15 protein-coding genes are annotated in these 21,010 nt (G+C 66.1%); 7 read left to right on the top strand and 8 right to left on the bottom strand.

What is annotated here, in order from left to right:
- Positions 1-242 precede the first annotated feature (242 nt).
- Together DAT35_RS24010 and DAT35_RS24005 are read right to left on the bottom strand one after the other, a co-directional pair.
- Positions 243-1,754 (bottom strand): hypothetical protein, encoded by a 1,512-nt coding sequence (locus tag DAT35_RS24010; RefSeq protein WP_146209858.1) that lies wholly within the window; start codon positions 1,752-1,754, stop codon positions 243-245.
- A gap of 155 nt (positions 1,755-1,909) precedes the next feature.
- Positions 1,910-2,866, bottom strand: a complete 957-nt coding sequence (locus tag DAT35_RS24005) for an alpha/beta fold hydrolase (RefSeq protein WP_108069466.1) — start codon at positions 2,864-2,866, stop codon at positions 1,910-1,912.
- A 162-nt stretch (positions 2,867-3,028) separates the two neighbouring features.
- Between DAT35_RS24005 and DAT35_RS60910 the strand changes: the two genes are divergently transcribed.
- Complete coding sequence (locus tag DAT35_RS60910; RefSeq protein ID WP_304466067.1) at positions 3,029-3,943, top strand: AraC family transcriptional regulator; 915 nt, start codon at positions 3,029-3,031, stop codon at positions 3,941-3,943.
- A 193-nt stretch (positions 3,944-4,136) separates the two neighbouring features.
- Here DAT35_RS60910 and DAT35_RS23995 read toward each other — a convergent pair whose 3' ends face one another.
- Together DAT35_RS23995 and DAT35_RS23990 are read right to left on the bottom strand one after the other, a co-directional pair.
- Positions 4,137-5,072 carry an SDR family oxidoreductase gene (locus DAT35_RS23995; protein WP_108069465.1) on the bottom strand — a complete coding sequence of 312 codons (936 nt, stop codon included), beginning with the start codon at positions 5,070-5,072 and terminating at the stop codon, positions 4,137-4,139.
- A gap of 220 nt (positions 5,073-5,292) precedes the next feature.
- The gene (locus DAT35_RS23990; RefSeq protein WP_108069464.1) at positions 5,293-5,904 is read right to left on the bottom strand and encodes a hypothetical protein; all 612 of its coding nucleotides are present in this window, start codon (positions 5,902-5,904) and stop codon (positions 5,293-5,295) included.
- A 321-nt stretch (positions 5,905-6,225) separates the two neighbouring features.
- Here DAT35_RS23990 and DAT35_RS23985 point away from each other — a divergent pair, with 321 nt between their 5' ends.
- Positions 6,226-7,017, top strand: coding sequence for a hypothetical protein (locus DAT35_RS23985; protein ID WP_108069463.1), 792 nt, complete (start codon positions 6,226-6,228; stop codon positions 7,015-7,017).
- A 30-nt stretch (positions 7,018-7,047) separates the two neighbouring features.
- On the opposite strand, the gene DAT35_RS59095 is transcribed toward DAT35_RS23985, so the two are convergent.
- The 3 genes from DAT35_RS59095 to DAT35_RS23970 all read right to left on the bottom strand — a co-directional run bounded on the left by DAT35_RS59095 (position 7,048) and on the right by DAT35_RS23970 (position 8,694).
- Positions 7,048-7,248 carry a hypothetical protein gene (locus DAT35_RS59095; protein ID WP_158501850.1) on the bottom strand — a complete coding sequence of 67 codons (201 nt, stop codon included), beginning with the start codon at positions 7,246-7,248 and terminating at the stop codon, positions 7,048-7,050.
- Between the two features lie 159 nt (positions 7,249-7,407).
- Positions 7,408-7,791: a hypothetical protein gene (locus DAT35_RS23975; protein ID WP_146209857.1), complete on the bottom strand. Its 384-nt coding sequence runs from the start codon at positions 7,789-7,791 to the stop codon at positions 7,408-7,410.
- Between the two features lie 78 nt (positions 7,792-7,869).
- Entirely contained in the window at positions 7,870-8,694 is an 825-nt protein-coding gene (locus tag DAT35_RS23970; protein ID WP_108069460.1) for a class I SAM-dependent methyltransferase, read from the bottom strand.
- 546 nt (positions 8,695-9,240) lie between these two features.
- On the opposite strand from DAT35_RS23970, the gene DAT35_RS23965 reads away from it, so the two are divergent.
- The 5 genes from DAT35_RS23965 (at position 9,241) to DAT35_RS23945 (ending at position 16,909) form a co-directional block, all read left to right on the top strand.
- A complete protein-coding gene (locus DAT35_RS23965; protein ID WP_158501849.1) occupies positions 9,241-10,842 on the top strand; it encodes a radical SAM protein in 1,602 nt (533 codons plus the stop codon).
- Between the two features lie 70 nt (positions 10,843-10,912).
- Entirely contained in the window at positions 10,913-11,200 is a 288-nt protein-coding gene (locus DAT35_RS23960; RefSeq protein WP_108069458.1) for an NHLP leader peptide family natural product precursor, read from the top strand.
- Between the two features lie 40 nt (positions 11,201-11,240).
- Positions 11,241-13,166 carry a RiPP maturation radical SAM C-methyltransferase gene (locus DAT35_RS23955; protein ID WP_146209856.1) on the top strand — a complete coding sequence of 642 codons (1,926 nt, stop codon included), beginning with the start codon at positions 11,241-11,243 and terminating at the stop codon, positions 13,164-13,166.
- 4 nt (positions 13,167-13,170) lie between these two features.
- Positions 13,171-15,453 (top strand): TOMM precursor leader peptide-binding protein, encoded by a 2,283-nt coding sequence (locus DAT35_RS23950; RefSeq protein WP_108069456.1) that lies wholly within the window; start codon positions 13,171-13,173, stop codon positions 15,451-15,453.
- 46 nt (positions 15,454-15,499) lie between these two features.
- Positions 15,500-16,909, top strand: coding sequence for a SagB family peptide dehydrogenase (locus DAT35_RS23945; protein ID WP_158501848.1), 1,410 nt, complete (start codon positions 15,500-15,502; stop codon positions 16,907-16,909).
- Positions 16,910-16,968: 59 nt separating this feature from the next.
- Here the strand turns inward: DAT35_RS23945 and DAT35_RS23940 are convergent, their stop codons facing one another.
- Positions 16,969-20,904, bottom strand: coding sequence for a Dyp-type peroxidase (locus tag DAT35_RS23940; protein ID WP_108069454.1), 3,936 nt, complete (start codon positions 20,902-20,904; stop codon positions 16,969-16,971).
- Between the last annotated feature and the right edge of the window lie 106 nt (positions 20,905-21,010).

Raw genomic sequence — 21,010 nt, 5'->3', positions numbered from 1 at the left:
CGTACCACTTCACCCCGCCACCTTCACCACGCTCCGTTGAAGAACTTACGGGAGTCGCGCTCCGGAGTGCTGATCCCTTACGCCTTCCCGGCACCTCCCTGGCTTTGCTGGCCAGGGGGAGAGCTTTCTCGCCCGTTCCCTCACAAAGAGTATCGCAGGGCGCAGGTCCGCCGTGTCGTACCCGGGATTCCGGACGCTGGGGCATGGCGCGGAAGGCTTCACGCCATGCCCGGCGGTGCCGCCTACCGCCTCAGCAATTCATTGCCGATGGCCCGCTCCGCCGCCACTGTCTGGGGAAGCGTGTTCGGGTCCCCCTCCTCGCCCTGCCACAGGCCGAAGTTGAGGAGCCCCATGATGCGCGGATCCGTACGCGCCAGGTCGTAGTACTGCCAGTTGGCCTGAGCGACATCCTTGTCCGTCGTATAGGCGCCGACACGGCGCGCCTGCGGAACCAGCCACAGCTTCTGGTTGGGCGCCAGGGTGGAGCGGAGCGTGTTGGCGTAGCTCACCACCTGGGACATCGGACCGGTGTGGTCGAAGCCCACCCAATCCACCCCTGGCGGCGTGACGAGCCAGGGGGTGATGGATGGCACCGCGTGGACCACCATCACCGGGATGGACGGGAAGGTGCTCTTGATGGTGTCCACACACGTCTTCAGGTCGTTATACGACACATTATTCCAGTACGGCTCGTCGATGACGTAGAAGGCGCCCACGCTGCTCAGGTACGGGGTGATGGTGTTGACGAGCGCGTTCCAGTTCTGCGCGTAGTTCGGGAGCAGGGTGGAGCCCTCGAAGAACTGCCATCGAGTCTCCAGGATGCACTTCACCCCGCGCGCGGCGCACACCGCGAGGTCCTGCGGGCGCTGGACGAAGTTGAGGTTGGTGTAGGCCGTCACCTCGTCCAGGTGGGCGCCAGATTCAGCAGACTGGGCCCAGAAGTAGCCGTAGTGCTTCAGGTGGTCCACCACGGGGAACACCACCACGTCATCGAAGCGCGTCACCTGCCCCGCATCCAGATAGGCGCCGAGGTACAGATACGCCTGCCCGGGAAGCGCGGTGGGCCCATTCAACGTCGCGAAGAAGGAGGTGCCATTGACGGTGCCGAGCACCTCGGTGGTGCCGGGCACGTGCCCGTCGCGCACGGCCAGGCTCACCACGTACCGGTCCGCCGCGGGCACGCTTGCAGGCGTTACATCCACCTGCGTGCCGTTGTCGAAGATGGACAGTCCCCCGTTGGAGCGGACGAGGAAGCCGAAGTCGATGTCCGCGTTGGCGACGAAGGCGCTGGACGCGGACGAGCTGCTGAGCATGACGGACGCCCAGTTGGAGCTGTCGCGGGCGTCACCGACGATGGGCTCGACCACGAAGGACAGCCGGAACGCTCCCGAGGCATCCCGGTAGAAAGGCTTGTCCATGCGCAGAGCGGACGGGGACTCGTGGAAGGTCAGCGTGTTCGGGTGCCAGATGTGGTTGACCTGGGCCCACCAGATGCTCGGCGGCGGCGCGGAGTACCAGAGGCCGGGGACGCGCGTGTACGTCGCCGGAGCCAGCGTGCCGGACTGCCGCGCCCACAGGTTGTCGTTGAGGCCCGTGTCGTTCGCGTTGTTGGCGCCGTTGAACGAGTCGCGGAACGACTCGACCGGAATCACGCCCTGACGGACGGACGTCAGCGCTTCGGGTTCAGAGTCCGAAACCGCGGCACCACAGCCGCACAGCAGCAGTGCCAGCCAGTGAAGTTTCGACAGATGCAATGCCAACCCCCAATGAAGAGCGGCCTGCATGGCCGCCGACCCCGGAGACTGCCTGAAACGAGGAATCCATGTAGATGAAACTCGGTGTCAATGAGAAGCCGCGTTGCGCTCCTCCATCCACGGCGATGGATTGCCCGGTGATGTACGACGCCTTCTTATTTGGACTCGACCCGTCCGAGCGGCCTGGCTACGCCAGTCAGCGCGTTTTGCGCTTCCCGCCAGGCGGAGTCTCCGGGGTAGAGCTCGGTGCGGAGGTAGGCCCAGGTGAGAAGCTGAACGGCAGCCACTCGCTCGGGGTTCTCGTCCGTGGTCTCGGCGACGTCATATCCCGAGACTCCGCCCAGCCCGTGCCCTGCGTCGAACAGGGTGAGCAGGGACTTGGGGCTTGGGGAGAGGAAGTAGGGATCGGCGTGCCAGTCGGCGCCTGCGACCGTCAGGTGGGGAGAGTCGTCCTTGTCGCCGGCGACCACGAGCGCGGGCGTCGTCATCTTGGAGAAGTCGATGGTCGAGAAGAAGGAGTAGTTCTCGGCTGCGAACTTGCTGAGGGCGTCGCCTCTGCCGGGCGCGGCGAGCAGCACGCCCGCCTTGATCCGGGGCTCGGAGAGGTTCACTTCCGTTCCGTCGTGGAGAGCCTTGTGCCGCGCGCCAAGCAGCAGGCTCGCGGTGTGCCCGCCCATCGAGTGCCCGACGACAGCCACCTTGCTTCGATCCAAGCGCCCGGCGAGCTCGGGGACGGCGCGCTCGATTGCGTCGAGTTGGTCGAGGATGCGCGTCATGTCCTCGGCCCGCGCTCGCCAGTACAGAGGCGCATCGGGGTCATTGGAGTCGAGGGTGAGTGTCTTTGAGTCGAGATGGGTAGGCTGGAGCACGACGAAGCCATGTGCCGCATAGTAGTTGGCGAGTGGGGCGTAGCCGTTCAATGAGGAGAGGTGGTTGGAGCGGCCGTGGCCGTGCGAGAGCAGGATGATGGGCAGTTCGCTCCCGGTCACGGGCGCGGAGACCCGCACCTGGAGCTCAACGGCGCGGCCGGGAGCTGGCAGCACGACGGGGCTGACCGACAGGACCGGCGTGGGTGCGCTGGGGGTGTTGGCTGCGGAAGTCGGTTCGCTCATGATTCTGATTTCCTTTCGTGGGCTCGGCCCCGTGAAAAGGCCCGGAGACGAGAGCGCGGACTATGAGGCGCGGCGCGATCCGTGAATTGGAAGGACCGGACATTTTCATCGTTCCTTCCGCGCCGGATTGAACGGCCGCGGTGGACGCGCAAGGATATGAGGGTGTCGCGCACGATGGACTTTGCTGCCTTGACCTTCTCCATTTCCCGCTTCGTCGAGGACGTTCGCGGTGTCGTGCCAGTCGCTGGACGCGCAAGTCACGAACGGCTGCCCGACGGAAGAACGATCCTTGTCTTTCGAGTGCTCGAGGAGGGTCGGAAAGGGGATGTGTGCATCGCGGGCCCGCGAACGCGGGCGCTGTTCAAGAACGCAACCGGCGTTACGCGGGCGGTAATCCTTCAGTTCAAGCCGGGCTGGTCGGCGCAGCTCCTGGGCGTGGCAGCGAGCGCGCTGACGGACCGGATCGTGCATCTGGAAGATATCTGGGGCCGTTCGGGCGACGACCTCTGCCTCGAGTTCCTTGCGGCGCGAAGCCTGCCGGAGATGCTCGACCGACTCTCCCACGCGATCGCCCTTCGTGCCCACCAGACATTCGAGCCGGCATCGGCACGGCTCGCTCGCCGCGCGGTTCGCTTGCTCGAAGGAGGCGAGGTTCGGGTGGAGAGCGTGGCGGAGCGGCTTGGCGTCACGGCGCGGCATCTTCGCCGCGCCTTCACGGAGAGCGTCGGCATCGGGCCGAAGGATTTCGCGCGGGCCGTTCGCCTGCAGCGTGCCGTGGGGATGGCGGCGACCTCGAAGGACTGGGGACGCATCGCCGCAGACGCGGGCTATTACGACCAGGCGCACCTCATTGCCGACTTCCGGGAACTCGTCGGGCTCACACCAGGCGCCTTCGTGAAGCGTGCGGGCGAGCGGGGCGTTCGGTTCGGCTCCGGCGAGGCTGAGGCCGATCTCCACGGCACCACGGAGCGACAGGCTCGTCGAGTTCGATTTCCAGAGGCTCCGGATTACCGAGCGCATCGTCGTACAGCGGCCACTCATGAAGAAGCGAGGCGCATGCGCATACGCAAAGACTAGAAGCACCCGGGCCGGTACAGGTCATATCGTTGAAATCATAGATGCTGGAGTGGCCGGGATCTCCGCGCGGCCGTTCCGTGCCTTTCGGGACGAAGAACACCGCCGAACACGAGCCGCAAAGGAAGGCGAGGGGGGCGAGCGAGGCGTCGATCGTAGGCTGTGTGGGCGACATCATGGGCTCGCCCAGGGTTCTTCAGTCCGCTGAGGCCGAGCGCCACCGGGCAAGAGTGTCCCGGACATACTCCCCATAGCTCCGGGGAGGACGACCGAGCAGCTCCGTGGTGCGTGCGACGCTGCGGGGATCGGTCGGCACGTAGAAGCGCGAGATCATCCGGTAGGTCTTGAGGAAGTCCTCCTGCTTGCGACCCGAGAGGCACTCGCGCAGCGGGCGCGTCCAACTCTGCTCGTCGTCACCGGTGTAACGAACCTCGCGGCCCAGCGCGGCGCTCCATACCGCCGCGCACGCGGGCCCCGAGAAGGTCGCGGGCCCGTCCACCGGGTGCGTCCCCGAGGGGATGGACGGGTCGAGCATCGCTCGGGCCGCGGCGTCGCCCACGTCACGCACGTCCACCCGGTTGAGTCCCTGGTGGCCCAGAGGCTGGGAGAAGATGCCCTCCAGCAGCTGCTCGCGGAACAGCTCGTCGTTCTGGCAGAAGTTGGAGGGCATGAGCAGGACCGGATGGGCCCGCGAGCAGCGGACGCGCTCGGCGATGCCGAACTTCGGCCGGTAGTGCGGAGCCATGCGGCCGAACGTCCCCCGCTTGAGGGCGCGCACCAGGCGGTTCGGCCCGTCCACGTGGACCCCCACGAAGACGAGGCGCGCGCCGGCCGTCTCACATGCTTCCACGACGTTGCGGGCCAACTGCTCCTCATCCTCCTCGTGCGGGGAGGAGTAGAAGGCGGATGCCACGCCGTCCATGGCCCGTGCGAGACAGGCGCGATCCCGGATGTCTCCCAGTAGCCGCTCCACGGTGTCGGGCAGGTGGGCGAGTCCGTTCGAGGAGCGCGTGAGGATGCGCACGCGCGCACCCGCGTTCAGAAGGGCACGGGTGACTTCGCTGCCGACAGTGCCCCGGGCCCCGAGGACCAGGACGGTGCGCTGCGTGGTGTGGATGGATGGAGCCCGCATGATTTTCCCCCGGATGTGTGGGCGGGGCTCGTGCCCCGGCTGAGACAGGGAGGGACATAGCCGCCGCGGGGCGGGTGGGTGCAATGCTGTCCGAGACAGGGTGGGATGTATCGTCCTTTGGTCAGCGTACGGAGCGCGTGGGGTGTTCAACTCCGATCGCGCCCTCTGCCTTCTCGTAGCTGCCACGGCTCACCAGCATCTCGCACGGGCGCCGCGGTGCTCAGCGCGTGTGGCTGCGCTCGATCTCGTTCATCACGAGGAAGGGGGCCTCGCACACCGGGCACGTTCCCGTCCCGTAGAGGTTGCAGAGGATCCCGATGAACGCGTCCTGCCCGGCTGCGAGGCACAGCGCCGCGAGCCACTCGAAGTCTCCCTCAGGCGGGTGCCGCGCATCCCACCGGACCTCGGGGGCCTCCCGCGGCTGCACAGGACTCTCCTCCGAGATGGGCCTGACCCGCGCGTCCACTGCCTCGAACACCATGCCCTCTTCGGAATCGGAAATGGTGCCCAGGAGGTACGCGCCGCAGTGCTGGCACTCGACCTCTGCCTCGTAGGGCATTCCCGACATGGAGAGGAAGCACCACCCCACGGCCAGTCGCGTCCGCCCGCTCAACCCCGCGGCGGCATAGAGGACATGCGCGTACTCGTCCGCATCGTACCGACCGGGGGCGGTCGCGGCCTCGAGGGCAATGACTCTCGCCTCCTCGAGCGCCGCTTCGAAGTCCGCGCGCAGGTCCTCGGGCACGGGTTCGAGCACCCCCAGGGGCGCGGCAACGCGCCCGAGGTCGAAGAGAAAGAGCGCTTGCGACGCGAGGCCCTGCGCGACGCCCATCCGCAGCAGGTGCGGGAGCGCCGCATATGCGGCCGGCTCCCGAGTGAACTGGTGACGAAGTTCGCCTGCTGGAGTCCACGCGGCTCAAGAGGATCGCTCAACCAAAGCAGGGCCTCGGTGCATGCCGCCCCGGGTGGGCACACATGAGATGCACAAATCCAACCTCGCGCGCCCAGATTGCCACGGACACCGCGCCCATTTATCCTGGTGGCTCCACGGTGGGCCGCTCACGAGCCGTTCGATGGAATGAATATCACGCGCGGGCGCTCTCCTCAGCCCGGCGCGCGGCGTTGTCTTTTTCTTCACCCAGAAGAGGCATTGATGCCATTCACGATTCGTAAGGTCGAGAATTGCCCCGCGGGGCTCTTCGCGCCCACGACACCCGTTCCCGCCCCGAACGATGCCGCCGGTAATGCCATCGCGTCGTGGAGCTACCACCACATCATTCCCAAGGAGAAGCTCAAGAGCTTCTTCGACAAGGTGATGGTGAACGGCGACGGTGCGACCAAGGAATTCAAGCAGATCTGCACCTTCGTCATCCAGAAGCACTATCGCTATCGCCATGGGGATACCTACCCGTCCGCGCTCGCCTTCCAGGACAACAACGCGCCGGCGCAGGCGGCCAATGAAGCGGGCGTGACCATGGCCGTCATCGCGGTGCTCACCGGCATGCACGTCGACGCCGACACTGCGGATGGCGCGACGACCGGGCGCTGGGGACTGTTCGAGAACTTCTGGTTCTGGTGGCCGGCCAACCTGCATCGCGGGCCCGGCTCGGCGCTGCGGCTCCAGCCCGCGGGGGGTGGTGCGAACTGGGACGAGAACCTCGATGACGGCGGCGACCGCTTCGAGAAATCCGCCAAGCACGTGCTGCCCAAGAAGCAATTCGAGGATCTCTCCGCGCTCCAGGCCGCGATGGATGTCTACGAAGGAAAGCAGTCGACGAGCGCTTATGCGGCGGCGCGCCTTACCGCGCTCAAGGAGGTGCTCAAGCGCATGCGCGTCCTCGTGCCGTCGAACGGCACGTACACGAAGCCCGTCGAGTTCGACCCGAGCCGGTGGGTACGCGTCATGATCTCCGGCGCGAATCGCTATCGTGTCGTGCCCCGCTGAACGGCGCGAGGGAAGAGGCGAGCGCCTCCATCAACCTGCCGCCTCGCGCACCAGCGCACGAAGAAAGCCGACCGCCGCATCGGTCTCGCTTCGACGGTGCCACACCTGACGAACCTCGATGGGTTCGAGCGCGAGTGGAGGCGCCAGCACCTTCAACGGCAGCCGCGCCGCGAACGCCCGTGCGATACGGCTGGAGAGCGTCGCGACACAATCGGTCTCCAGCACCGCCAAGGGCACGCTCGAGAAATGAGGCAGGGCGACCGATACATCTCTCGCCTTCCCTTGGCGCGCGAGTGCCCGATCGATCGTGTCATCAATGGCACCGAAGAGCGCCAGAGCGACGTGCGGTTTGCACGGCGACTGAGCCGATGGGGTGTCCCCGATGAAGTGTTAGCGCACGAAGCCCGCCAGGTGACTGTCGAAGGTCTTGCTCACCACGTTCATCGTTCGGAGCCAGGCGAGTGCTTCTTCGCTGAGCCGTCCGTAGACCCGGACATCCAGGGGCTTCACGATGCCGACGAATGCCTTGAACTCCGGCCAGCCCGTAATCATGTGGACGTGGTCCATGAACTGGCTGGGGTCGGCGAACGTGATGATCGCTCCGACTTCGGAGGAGCCAGGCTCGGCGTAGAACTGCGCTCCCACGAGCCCGCTCACCCCTTCGGCCTCCAGTCGTTGCAACGCGGCCTGGATGATGGCCGCGAACGCGTCGAATGGCCCGGTCAGCTCGAGCACTTCCACGAGGGTGACCCGCTCACTTGCTGGTCGTTTCATCTCTCCGCTCCTTCGCCGAGCCACGGCTTCGCATCATCTCCGCATGGAGCCTGGATCCATGACCGCTCCCCATGCCCCCTAGAACTCGTAGCGCAGGTGACGGACCAGGTTCCGATAGAACGGCAACCGGCCCATGACCCCTTGAATCGCCCCGGAGAACCTGTTCCTGGCCAGCCGGCTCACCAGCTCGGGCATCGTCAGGAACGAGACGTCCTCGACGAGGTGGAGCTTTGGGACGTGCTTCTCGAGGTCGTGCGGGTTGTCGACGCCCCAGACGAGCTCGACCTTCGCGCCACGTACCGTTGCCAGGCGGGAGACCAGGCGCGCCATCACCCCGCTGTAGCCGTCGAAGGCGAGCTGCCCGCGTGGGAATTGCTCGGTGATCCGCCGGAGCAACGCCGTCCCGTCCTTCTCGTGCAGGTACATCATCAGGCCCTCGGCGATGACGAGGACCGGCGTGTCTCCAGGGATGGCGTCGAGCCAGGAGAGCTCCGTCACCGAGGAGCCAATCCGGCGATAGCCGTCACGCTCCGGATACAGCTGTTCGCGCAGGGCGATGACGTCGGGAAAGTCGACGTCGAACCAGCGGACCTTCGGCCCCGGGTTGATTCGATACACGCGGGTGTCGAGGCCGCAGCCGAGGTGCAGGACTGTCGACTCGGGGTTCGCGGCGAGGAACGTTCGAGTCCACTGGTCGAAGTGCCAGGCCCGCATCGGAAGGGTGATCTCTCCCCCGTTCGGCAGCTTCAACGCCTTGAAGTCGTAGTCGATGCGCGCGACGGCGTCCGCGGCGAATCGGTCGCCGAGGATCGGCTTCTCGACCGTGGCATCCAGCGCCTTGCCGTACAGCGTGGCGAGGTACGTCTCCTTGTTCTTGGTCAGACGAACCTTTTGCGCTTCCATTGTCGCCTCCGGCCGCGGCGGCGCCGGTCGCGGTCCGAGAAATGAATCAAGCCTGCGCTCCCCGGTCAACCCATCAGCGCGACGTCTGCGATGGGCCTCGGAGCGGATGGAATTCCTCTGCTGCAACGCGAAGCGGCCGTGTCCCATCGGGGCGCATCAAGTCGGTGAACGCTTACGAGAATTCTTCAATGTTGGGCATCCGACAGGTGAACCCTCGTCACGCCGGTGAACGCTTACGAGAAGGCTTGAGGTCACAAGTACCTCGGAGGAATATCATCGGCATCGTCCATGCGCATCTCGCGCCGGACCGGAAAAGCCATGAGCCAGCGGCCTGGACCACGGAGCACGCCAATCATCAAGCTGCCGGTCCTCGATCCCCGGTGCCCCCCGGGGGAGCGCCCGCCGTGGCTGCAATCTCCGCCGGTCAGCTCCCACAAGCGGTGCCTGTGGATCTCCGCGGAGGCGAGCTTTCGCGGCGTGCCGAGCACGCGTCCACCAGCCCTCCCCCGTTGGAAGACATCGCTCCGCCAGTTCAAGAGTTTGTCGATGCCGCTCGGTCTGATGACCGCGATCAACTACTTTCCCCAGTCTTGGGAACACCGGCTGGTCGACGAGCGCATCGGCATCCCGGTATGTGACGAGGATCTGGCGTGGGCCGACATCGTGTTCCTCTCGGGCATGTACATCGAAGCCCGGCGAGCCAATGAGATCGCGACGCACGCGCGGCGATGGAGGGCCATCTCGGTCATCGGTGGACCCGGAGTGATACTCAATCCAGACCTGGCCGCGAGCTTCGATATCGTCCATATCGGCGACCTGGGCGATCGGACCTACGAGCTCGTGCAGTGGCTCGACACCAACGACGCCCCTCCGCCGTGGCAAATCCGTTTCCAGACGGATGACACCATCCCGATGGATTTGCAGCCGCTGCCGGCGCTGGAGAAGATCGACGCCCGGCACTACACGTCCGCGATGGTGCAGTTCCAGAAGGGCTGCCCGTACCTTTGCGAATTCTGCGACATCATCGAGATATTTGGCCGGGTGCCGCAGTCGAAGTCGCCCGAGCGTTTCCTCCGTGAGCTCGACCTGCTCTACGACACCGGCTGGCGCGGGCGGGTGACGTGCGTGGCAGACAACTTCCACGCCAATCCCAAGACCGCCCGCGAGATGCTGCGAGCCATCGCTGGTTGGCAACAGCGCCGCGGCTACCCGTTCCAATTCGACACCGCAGCGACCCTGGACGTGGCCGACCGGGAGGAGCTCCTCTGCCTGTACCGCGACGCGGGCTTCAAGGTCCTCGGCATTGGTATCGAAAGCTCGGAAGTGGATACGCTGCTGCATATCTCCAAGAAGCAGAACACCCGTCATCCGGTGGCCGAGTCGATCCGCAAGATCAACTCCCACGGCATCGAGGTCGCGGGCTCCCTGATTCTCGGGTTCGACACCGACACCCGCACGTCTGGCGCTGCCCAGGTCGCGTTCGTGGAGCGAGCGAACATCGTCCTGATCGGCATTACCATGTTGACCGCACTGAAAGGCACGCAGCTCTATCGCCGCATGGAGAAGGAAGGGCGGCTGCGGCCGGAGTGGCCATACATGCATTACAAGCTCGGCCAGGACGCGGTGCAGCAGATGTTCCACGAGACGGTCGAGGGGCTCTACGAACCCAGGAGCATGCTGCGACGTTTGACCTACCAGGTCGAGCACGTGCGCCCCAAGCAGCGAGCCACGAACCGCACCGGGCTGGCATCCGCAAGGCAGTCCCTGGGGGCCGCGGTCTCACGTCGACTGGGCCGGCCCGCAAGGATGACGCTCGATAGCCGTGGGCGGCCCACACCGGTGCAGCAGCCCGCGCTCCGGCTCCCGGAGCACCTTACGGGCGGACTGCTCGCCATGTGGAAGCTGGGCGTCGTCTGGAAGGATCGCGCGCACTACTGGAAATACATACGTGCGTGCGCACGGCAACGCGACCTCCAGAGCGCCTTGCTGAGCCCCATGGCGGTCGCTCGATTGATCGACGCGGTGCGGGCGAACCGGAACGAGGCGTCCGAGCCACGGCACCGGGCCGCACGGGCCGCTGAGAATTCCCCCGGGGAGGCAAACCTGCCCGCGAGCCTGGAGCAGAGCTCGCTGGCGAGAACACCCTGACCCTGGGCCCTGGCTGTTCCTGCCGTTCATCACCACCACCCACGCAGTACCCCACGAGAGGAGCAACAGAATGGATTACTGGCAAAGTCTGGGCAAGGCATGGGCTGAGATCGTCGCCAAGACGTGGTCCGATGAAGCGTTCAAGAAGCGGGTCGAAGCCGATCCCGTCGCGGTGCTCAAGCAGTATGGCGTCGATCCCACCGGCAAGGTCGACATCAAGCTGTTGAAGAATACGTCCACCGGAATGATTGGCCTGCCGCTGCCCTCGAAGCCCGAGGGCCTGGGTGATCAGAGCTCGCGCCTGTGGGCGGAAGGGGGCACGCAGTTCTGCAGCACCTGTAGCACCTGCTCCAGCTGACCTCACCCGCCTTCCCGCGTGTCACGCGAGCCTGGGCAATGTGCTCCAGGCCTCGTGTGCACGCGCGGCGTCATCAGCGCACGAACTACACACCCGCGGAGCCATGGTCGATACCATTCTCATCTCCCCGCCGTTCTCGGTGCTCGATCGACCATCGCTCGCTCTCCACCTGCTCCAGGCGTGTGCGCGCAAGGCTGGCTTCGACGTCCGCATCCTGTACGCGAACATGCAGTTCGCCGCGAAGATCGGCGTCAAGCGCTACGACACCATCGGCTTCGCGGCGGCGACGTCGCTCGTGGGTGAGCGCATCTTCGCGGCCGCCGCCTACGGCCTGGAGCCGCTTGGACAGTGCCCGGCCGACATGTTTGATCCCAACCTCCTGGTCGGACAGAGCCGCTCGATCGCGTTCGAGCGCCACTCAGGCTTCCCCATCGGCCTCGAGGAGCTGTATTCCATCGAAGCGCTGGCTGCGCCATTCGCGGACGCCATCGCCCAGAAGGTGGTGGAGGCCCGTCCGCGGATCGTGGGATGCACGACCTGCTATGACGAGACCGCGGCCAGCGTCGCGATCCTCAAGCGCGTCAAGGCCCTGGCGCCCGAGATCATCACCATCATCGGAGGCTCGAACTGCGAAGGAGAGATGGCCGAGGGCATCGCCAGGCTGTCGCCGGCCATCGATTACGTGTTCTCAGGCGAGAGCGAAGAGTCCTTCGTGCGCTTCTTGCGTGCGGTCGCGGCGGGGCAGGCCCCCAGCGGCCGAGTGGTGCGCGGCTCGCCGGTGCGGCGCCTGGATGACCTGCCGACGCCGCGCTTCGACGACTACTACGAGCAGATGGCCGCTCACCTCGCGGACAGCGTGCACAGCCGTACCATGGTGCTGCCCTACGAGAGCAGCCGCGGGTGTTGGTGGGGGGCGGTTCATCACTGCACCTTCTGCGGCATCAGCGAGGAGGCCATGGGGTTTCGCGAGAAGTCCCCCGAGCGCGTTCTCGAGGAGCTCGACGAGTTGCTCCAGCACCACCCGGAGCCGAACGTGTTCATGGTCGACAACATCATGCCGCGCCGGTACTTCCAGACGCTGATTCCGAGGCTGGCGGCCACGTTCCCGGGCTTGCGGCTGTTTTACGAGCAGAAAGCCAACCTCCGCCTCGAGAACGTCGTCGCCCTCGAGCAGGCGGGTGTCCGAGAGATCCAGCCCGGTATCGAGAGTTTCTCCAGCCAGCTGTTGCGGCGCATGGACAAAGGGGTCACGGGGCGGCAGAACGTCGCGCTCCTCCGCTACGCGCGGGCCGTGGACATCTCGGTGCTGTGGAATCTCCTGTGGGGAATTCCTGGCGAGACCGCCGATGAGCACGCGGAGGTCGCGGCGCTCCTGCCGCTGATACGCCACCTGCCGCCGCCCAACGGCCTGGTGCACGTATCCATCGACCGGTTCAGCCCGTATTTCGAACAGCCTGACAAATACGGCATCCGCCGCCTCGAGCCACTTCCTTCGTACTCCTGGACCTTGCCATCGCATGCCGACGCGCGTCAGGTCGCGTTCCACTTCTGGGGCGACTATGACAGCGAGCTGTACACCCAGCTCACGCTGCTGCGTACCCTCTATGACGAGGTCGAGCAGTGGATCGAAGCCTGGCGCGGAGCGGCCAGACGGCCGGCCCTGACCATTCAGCCGGTGTTTGGTGACTGGTTCCTGCTGACCGATACACGGGGTCTCCCCGGTCTCGCGGAGACCGAGGTCATCGATCGCTCGAAGGCCCTGGCCGCGCTCGTGACCCAACCTCTGGACAGCGCGATCGAGGCCGAGTGGGCCATGGCCCGGAAGGTGGCTGTCCCGCTGGACGGCCACCTGGTCGCCCTTGCCGTCGCGCCCGCTGCGCTGTTGCAACAGCTCGAGTCTCAGAGCCGCCATGCTCACTCGCGACCCGAACAGGTGAACCTGCCTGCCGTGTCCGCCGAAGGATGAGGGAATGTCGAACCGACCAACACTCAAGAGTTGCTACGACGCACATGTCGTGGACGAGCACAATGTCCTCCTGCTCGCCAAGGATGGCGCGGATCTGCTCACGGGCCGGGCGTACGCCAATGTGATTCCGCTTCTCGATGGCACGCGGACCGTGGATGAGCTCCTGGGCTCGCTCGCGCATCGGCTGCCGGCTGCCGAGATTTTCTACGTGCTGGCTCGGCTCGAGGACATGGGCTTCATCCGAACGGCCCCACCAGCAACCCCGCCCGCGGTTGCCGCTTTCTGGGAGACGCTTGGCGTAGATGCCGACGTGGGCGCACGGCGCTTGCGTGGCGCGCGCGTGGCCATTCACTCGCTCGACCCGTCGGCACCACAAGAAATATTGATGTCGGCGTTGTCCGGCCTCGACATCCACGCCGAGCAAACCGCTGGCGAAGTCGCGATCGCCCCGGAGCGAGGGCTGTCGGTGCTCCTCGTCGACGATTATCTGAACCCCAAGCTGGAAGCCTACAATCGCAGTTTCCTCGCCAGTCAGGCACCGTTCGTGTTGGCCAAGCTGCACGGCCCGAGCGCGTGGCTCGGTCCGGTGTTCCGCCCCGGGCACACGGGCTGCTGGCAGTGCCTGGCCGCGCGTCTGCGGCAGAATCGCGTCATTGAGACCTACCTCGAGCGCCTCCATCAGCGGCCCATTCCCCGTCCGTATCCGCATGCCACCGTGCCCCCGGCCGCGGCCGCCGCTGCCCATCTGCTCTCCACCGAGATCGTCAAGTGGATCGCGCTCGACGGCAACTGCTCGCTCGATGGCAGCCTGATCTCGCTCGATTTCACCACCCTCGCCACCGAGCGCCACGCCCTCGTGCGTCGGCCCCAGTGCATCGCCTGTGGTGCTGGCGAATCCTGGCGCGCCCGTGCCCCCGAGCCCGTGCGGCTACGCAGCCAGCCCAAGACCTTCACCCAGGACGGCGGATACCGGGCCTGCGCTCCGGAGGTCACCCTGGCCAGGCACGCTCACCAGGTAAGCCCGATCACCGGTGTCATCGCCAAACTGCATGCCGCCTCCTTCGCCGAGCCATCGATCGCTCCGGTCTACATCTCGGGTCAGAACACGGCCATGATGAGCGACTCGCTGTCGCTCCTGCGCACCAACTTTCGCGGACAGTGCAGTGGCAAGGGCAAGACCGATGCACAGGCCAAGGCGAGCGCGCTGTGTGAGGCTATCGAGCGGCACTCGGGCGTATTCCAGGGAGACGAGATCCGCGTCCGCCACAGCTACCGCGAGCTAGGCGAGCGTGCCATCCACCCCAATACATGCATGTGTTTCAGCGACTCGCAATACGCCGCACGCGAGACCTGGAACGCGCAGCAGATCAAGATGAATCACGTCGTCCCGGTGCCGTTCGATGAGCACGCCGTCATGGAGTGGTGCCCGCTGTGGTCACTGACCGAGGAAACATTCAAATATCTACCAGCATCCTACTGCTACTACGGCTACCCCGAGCCCTCCCGCTCGTTGCCGTGCCTGGCGGACTCCAACGGCTGCGCGGCCGGCAACTGCGTCGAGGAAGCCATTCTCCAGGGGTTCATGGAGCTGATCGAGCGGGATAGCGTCTCTCTGTGGTGGTACAACCGTGTCCGGCGTCCGCGAGTGGATCTCGACTCCTTCGATGAGCCGTACTTCGCCGAGCTGAGGTCCTACTACCGCTCGCTCGGACGCGATCTGTGGGTTCTGGATCTCACCACGGATCTCGGCATCCCGGCGTTCGCCGCCATCTCCGCCAGCACTCGTGCACGTCCGCAAGCGATCACTCTCGGGTTCGGTGCGCACCTGTCGCCCAGGCTGGGCATCCTCCGAGCCATCACCGAGGCCAACCAGTTCCTGCCCCTGGTTCTCGAGCGTGACCGCGAGCCGTCCAGGGCCCGCCCGGCCGAGGACGTGGTCGACGCGTGGCTCCGTGACGCCACCCTCGAGGACCACGACTACCTCGTACCGGCCACGGAGCTCCCTCCTACCCGTGCAGCCGACTATTCGACTTGGCACCGCGGTGATCTGCGCGACGACGTCGATGCCTGTGTGCGCGTGGCAGCCGAACACGGGCTGGAGACGCTGGTCCTCGACCAGACGCGACCGGACATCGGCATGCACGTCGTCAAGGTCGTGGTGCCCGGGCTCCGGCATTTCTGGCGGCGGCTCGGCCCGGGCAGGCTGTACGATGTCCCCGTCAAGCTCGGCTGGTTGCAGCGCCCGCGTCGCGAGCATGAGTTCAACCCTGTCTCGATCTTCTTTTGATCGCTCTCATGACGTCATGACACCTGTCACCAGGAGACCGGAGGCATTGCTCAGGCTCTTCTTTGGCACTGGCGTGTCGGTCGTCGAGTTGGCCGAGCAGCAACTCGCGATTCGTGGAGCAGGCTGGCAGTTCGTGCTGCGCCAAGCGTCCCGCGGGCTGGGCCATGCAGTGCGCGCGTTGGCGGGCGCGGGCGCGACCAGAGCAGAGCTGGCTGACCAGCTCCTCGAGCATGACGGACCCGCGGCGCTCGCGCGGCTGTATTACCACCTCGATGAGTGGCGGTCCTCCGGCGTGCTCGGAGCCGTGGCTGTCGGCGCCTCGGGCGCGCTCGCCACCCTCGCTCCGCTCCCTGTTCCTGACGCATCGGGCCCACTCCAGACTGGAGAGCCCGCCCCGGACATCGCCTATGTCCTGTCTCCATTCGCATGCCTCAGGCGCGTGGATGACGAGCTGATGGTCGAAAGCTCGACGACCGGCGCACGCATCCTCGTCCACGATCCGCGCGCGCGACTCCTGTGCATGACGCTGATCTCTGCGCACACACGCGACGCACTGCCGCATGCGGCGTGTGGCCTGTCGAGCGAAGAGGCCGACGCTCTGTGCGCTCTCCTGCACCATGCGCGGATTCTGGTCCAGGCCCATCCAACAGCCCACTCCCAGGACGCGCATGACGAGCCGCTCGCGCGGTGGCAGTTCCACGATCTCTTGTTTCATACGCGGAGTCGCATGGGCCGGCACGTGGGCGGATATGGCGGCACATTCAGGGGCGCGGCTCCCGTTCAGCCGGCGCCTGCTCTCAAGGCGCCCATGTCCGCGACCGCGGTGGACCTTTACCGGCCGGCGATCGATCGCCTATGTGCTGACGACACCCCCTTCACGCGGGTACTCGAGGCCCGTCGCTCCCGCCGCGAGTATGGCGCGACTCCGATCACCGAGCAGGAACTCGGCGCATTTCTCTATCGTGTCGCGCGCGTGCGAACCACCGCCGCTGATCGCCCATATCCCAGCGGTGGCGCCAGCTACGAGCTCGAGCTCTATCTCAGCGTTGCCTCGTGCGGACGGCTCGCGGCCGGGCTGTATCATTATCATGCGGGCGAGCATCGACTGCATTTCCTCTCGCCCATGACTCCCGACGTGCGCGCGTTGCTCGAGGACGCCGCTCGCGCGCTAGGCCGCCAGGATCCGCCACACGTCCTGATAACCATTGCAGCGCGGTTCCCGCGCGTATTCTGGAAGTATGAGTCCATGGGTTACGCCCTCATCCTCCAGAATGTGGGCGCCCTGTACCAGACCATGTACCTGGTCGCGACCGCCATGGGCCTCGCGCCCTGCGCGCTCGGCGGTGGCAATCCCGACGTGTTTGCCCGGGCCTCGGGGTTGGGTCGTTTGACCGAGGCCTCGGTCGGAGAGTTCGCGCTGGGTTCGTCTCCTCGTCATGGGCCGGCGGGTGAGTGACGGCGGCCCGCGCGAGCGGGACTGCCTCGCGCGGGTGCCGCCACCGGAGCCGTCGCCGGTCAGCGCTTCTCGTCAGGAGTGCTGAGCGGACGCCGTTGGTGCTGGTCCTGGTGTCCGGGGAACATGGCCACGAAGAACTCCGACCAGCCGCCCATCCGCACGCGCAGCACGTCGTACTTCTCCGGGTTTCGCGAGCCCTCCGCGAAGGTCTCCGGGTTGGCGCAGGTTATCGTCAGGATGTTGGAGCCCTTGCCCTCGGCGAACGCGGTGAGTACCCGCTGGAGCGCGCTGACGGAGAATTCCTCGCGGATGTTGAAGTCCGTGGGAGCGCCGCTCGTGAAGGAGTCCGCGCCCGCCCCCGTGTAGCCGGAGAGCGCCTGGATGAAGCTCGCCTCCTGGTGTTTCACGGGTTGGTCCGCGAAGCTTGGCGACGGGCTCAGGTCCGAGGCGAGCGTCTCCCCGAGGCGCCGGCCATCCGCCGAGGCGCCGAACATGGCGCCGAACTCGAAGTAGTTCTCGAACGTCCCCACTCCCGGTTGGAGCTGGAAACCGCCGAAGGGCTTGTCCGGCGTTCCGAGCCGCCGCGCGAGCTCCACCATCTTCTGGGCGGTGGGTGCCGCCGGCTCGGTGAAGACGCGCATCGTCGTCTCCGCGACGCGCCGGAGCAGCTCGTTGCCCAGGCGGTCGAGCTCCGGGTCGCCTCGGCCGTACTTGGGCAGCGCCATGGCCACCTCCCGCAGCTTCTTGTACCGCTCGGCCTTGGACTCGATGCGAGCCGGGCCGGCGAGCGTGCTGATGAACGGCTCATCCATCTTGTAGCCCCAGTCGCAGATGAGCGCCTCCACGAGCTCCGGCAGCGAGGTCACCGCGGTGTTCGGGTCGAACACCATCTTCTGGATGGCGTACAGCGAGTTGATCACCGTGGAGGAGCCGGTGAAGCAGGGGGCCACCATGTTGTAGCGCGCCCCGCCCTCGTAGAAGTCCAGCCCCTTGTCCAGGCAGTCGTCGATGAACACGGACAGCAGCGGCGACGGGCAGACGGCGTTCATCGTGCCGAAGACGCCGAGCAGCCCGTCCGCCTGCTTGGCGTACATCCAGCTCAGGTGCTGGATGAAGAGCTCCAGGAGCTGCTCGAACGAGCGAATCTCCGTGGGGGGCGGTGAGGTGAACGACACGCGCTGGCCGCGGAAGTACATGGGTCCGGCGGAGGCCCAGTTCTTGCCCTGGTTGAGCGCGGCCTCGAGCGGCTGCAGGAGGCTCATCCCGCCCAGGGTGAACCAGTTCTTGCCGACGAGCTGCGGCTCGTAGCAGCCATCGCAGGCGTAGTTGCGTGCGTCCTGGAGCTCCACCTCGCTGCGCCACGTCCCTCCGGCCTTGTCCGCCACGGGCGTGAAGGCCGTCTCCCCGGTGCCCTTGCCCACGCCGTCTCCACTGTGCTTGAGGCCTGGGATGATCTTCTCATCGCTGAGCAGGATGGGGTGCGCGCCGCCGCTCAGCACCGCGAGCGAGGCCTCGTGCAGGTACTCCTGAGGGATGTCCTTGCGCACGCGCAGGGACAGGCAGGGGGCGTTGAGCGGCAGACGCCGGGCGGCGCGCAGGCATAGCATCGTCACCCGGTTGTACGCGGGCTTGCCCTCTCCTGGCGTTGCATCCGCCACGGTGCCGCCCACGGTCACCTGTTGGATCCACTGGTTGTTGGCGGCGCCCTGCGGGTAGTTACCGCTCATGCCGCCCATCGCGAGGTTACCGAAGGGCTGATGATCCTCGACGAACTGGCGGTTGAGCTGCACCTTCTCGCCGACCTTGATCCAGAAGCAGTCGATGATCTCCTGCGCCTGCTCGTCGTCGAGCTTCCCGTTCGCCACGTCCCGCTCGTAGAAGGGGAAGAGCATCTGATCGAGCCGGCCGATGGCCGTGGGCTCGCCGATGAGGTGCAGGCACGCGTGCACCGTGAAGATGAGCTGGGCGGCCTCGAGGAACGTCTTGGGAGGTGCGCTGGAGAGCCGCTTCATCCGCTCCTGGATGGCCAGCAGGTTGTCCCGTTCGGCTCTCTGGCTGCTCTCCAGGGAGGACGCCAGCTCGCCCGCCAGCCGCGCGTAGGCCAGACAATGCTCCTGGACGCCCTCGAGCGCCCGCAGGACGCCCCGGTAGAACTGGCGCTTCTTCTCGTCGGTCGTCGAGTCGTGCCGGGCATTCACCTCGGCCACGATGCCTCCGAGGCCCTTGTCCAATACCCGCTGGAAGCCGGGCACGACGTGGCCGACGCCGGACGCAAAGCTCAACCCCGCGAAGAAGTTGCCGATGCGCTCCTCCTCACGGGCGTAGTCGATGACGTGGCGGCCCTGTCCGAGTCCGATGTTGGGCAGGGCTCCCACGATGAGCTCCGCCGGGTGGATGCGGTAGGTGTCGGCACCGTTGTACCAGTTGCCGTTCTTGTCCTGCCGCCGTCCCCGGAATCCGTAGGCGGGATCCACGAAGACATCCCCGAGGCTCACCTTGATGGTCCAGCCCATGCGCTCGGCGACGGAGAGCCCCATCACCTCCCGGGCCTTGTCCGCGCCGTACTTGCGCGCGACATAGGCACACAGGTGTTGGAGCTCCTGCTGGGACCGATCGAAATACCAGTTGTCCTGCCAGCGGGAGAAGGCGTTGGCGAGGAGCTGCAGCACCCGGTTGGAGGGCGGCAGGTACTTCTTGCGATCCTCCGCGGACATCGTGGACATCTCGAACAGGTAGTTCTTGTGGTTGTACTGCATGTACCCGTTCGGCGAGGACATGTCGAAGTGCCGGTCCAGCCGGCTCCAGTCCACTCCGGGGAAGCGCGTCCAGTCCATCTCATCCGCTCCCTTGAGCGGCACCGGTTCCAGGCCGAGGTCCGCCTGGCTGGGGACGTAGTAGAAGCCTCCCAGGTTGGCGTTCAGCTCGGAGAGGAGCCGGTCCCGCATGAATCCGCTCACGTCACCGATCTGCTGGTTCATGATGGATTCGAGCACCTGGACACTCCGGGAGTAGCCCGCGAAGTAGAGCCCCTCCTCGTCCCGAAGGCTCGCCCCCCTGGCTAGCAGCTCGTCGTTCTCCAGGGCATGCGACCTCCCGAAGGGGAGGCTCAGCCGGAGCACCTGCATGGTGTTGCCCTGGGCGTCCTGAACGCGGGCGCTCTTGATATGGCTCCGGGTGTCGTGAGTGGGGATGAGGATGTCCTCGGTCGTGCGCCCCACGAGGTCCTCTATCTGCTGGGGGCTCATGGTGAGGAGGTGCTCCCAGTTGATGATGAAGCGCTGCGCGACCACGAAGGAGGCGCCAATGTGCGCCGGATCCTCGAATCCGACCAGGGTCTGGGCCTGGATGGAGACGGGGTCGGCGGGATTGTTCAGGTTCTCGGAGAACCGGCAGCCGAGCACCTTGCCGCCGCGTTTATCCGGGCGCGTGGACTTCGTGGCGGCCTTCTGGTTGGCGCCGGGCGGGGAGACCATACTGCGCTCCTCCTCCTCCAACCGCTTGCGGATGAACTCGAAGACCCCATCGCAGTGTTTCTCGTCATCGGACTTGATGTGGAACCAGAGATCGCCTTGCGAATCGACGAAGGTTCCCGCCGAGCGGGAGAACACGGACGAGCGGTAGGCGGGCGCATCCTTCTCCGGGAAGAGGAACTTCATCCCCTTGGGGAGCTCGGTGCCCGCCGCCGCACACCACTCCTGCCAGAGCCGGAAGCCGACGCCGACGATGGCGGTGGTATTGGCGCTTCCGTACTTCTCATGGATCTCCTCGCGGACGTCCTTCATCAGACGCCGGAGAACCTCCAGGGTCACCGGATTGCCGGTTCCATCGGGCTTGCGCCAGAAGGTCGCGAACAGCGCGAACGGCGCGGGATAGACCAGGCCACGCTGCACGAGCCCCCAGATGTCATGGCTGATCTGACGTCCGCGCCTCGTGGACAGGCGCTCCGCGGATTGCTGCTCTAATGCAACTGGAGACCGCGCGGTCACATCGTTCATGTAGAGATTCCCCCGAAATCAGTGCTGGAGCGCCCTTTCCTGGAAGCCCCGTTCAGACAGTAGCAGGGACGCGGCTTTCCTGTCGCTCCGGCACACCAGGGGGAAT

Source organism: Vitiosangium sp. GDMCC 1.1324, from assembly GCF_003044305.1.
GTDB lineage: Bacteria > Myxococcota > Myxococcia > Myxococcales > Myxococcaceae > Archangium.
Note: the sequence above shows the minus strand (reverse complement) of the source record. Positions and strands in the feature narration are given on the sequence as shown.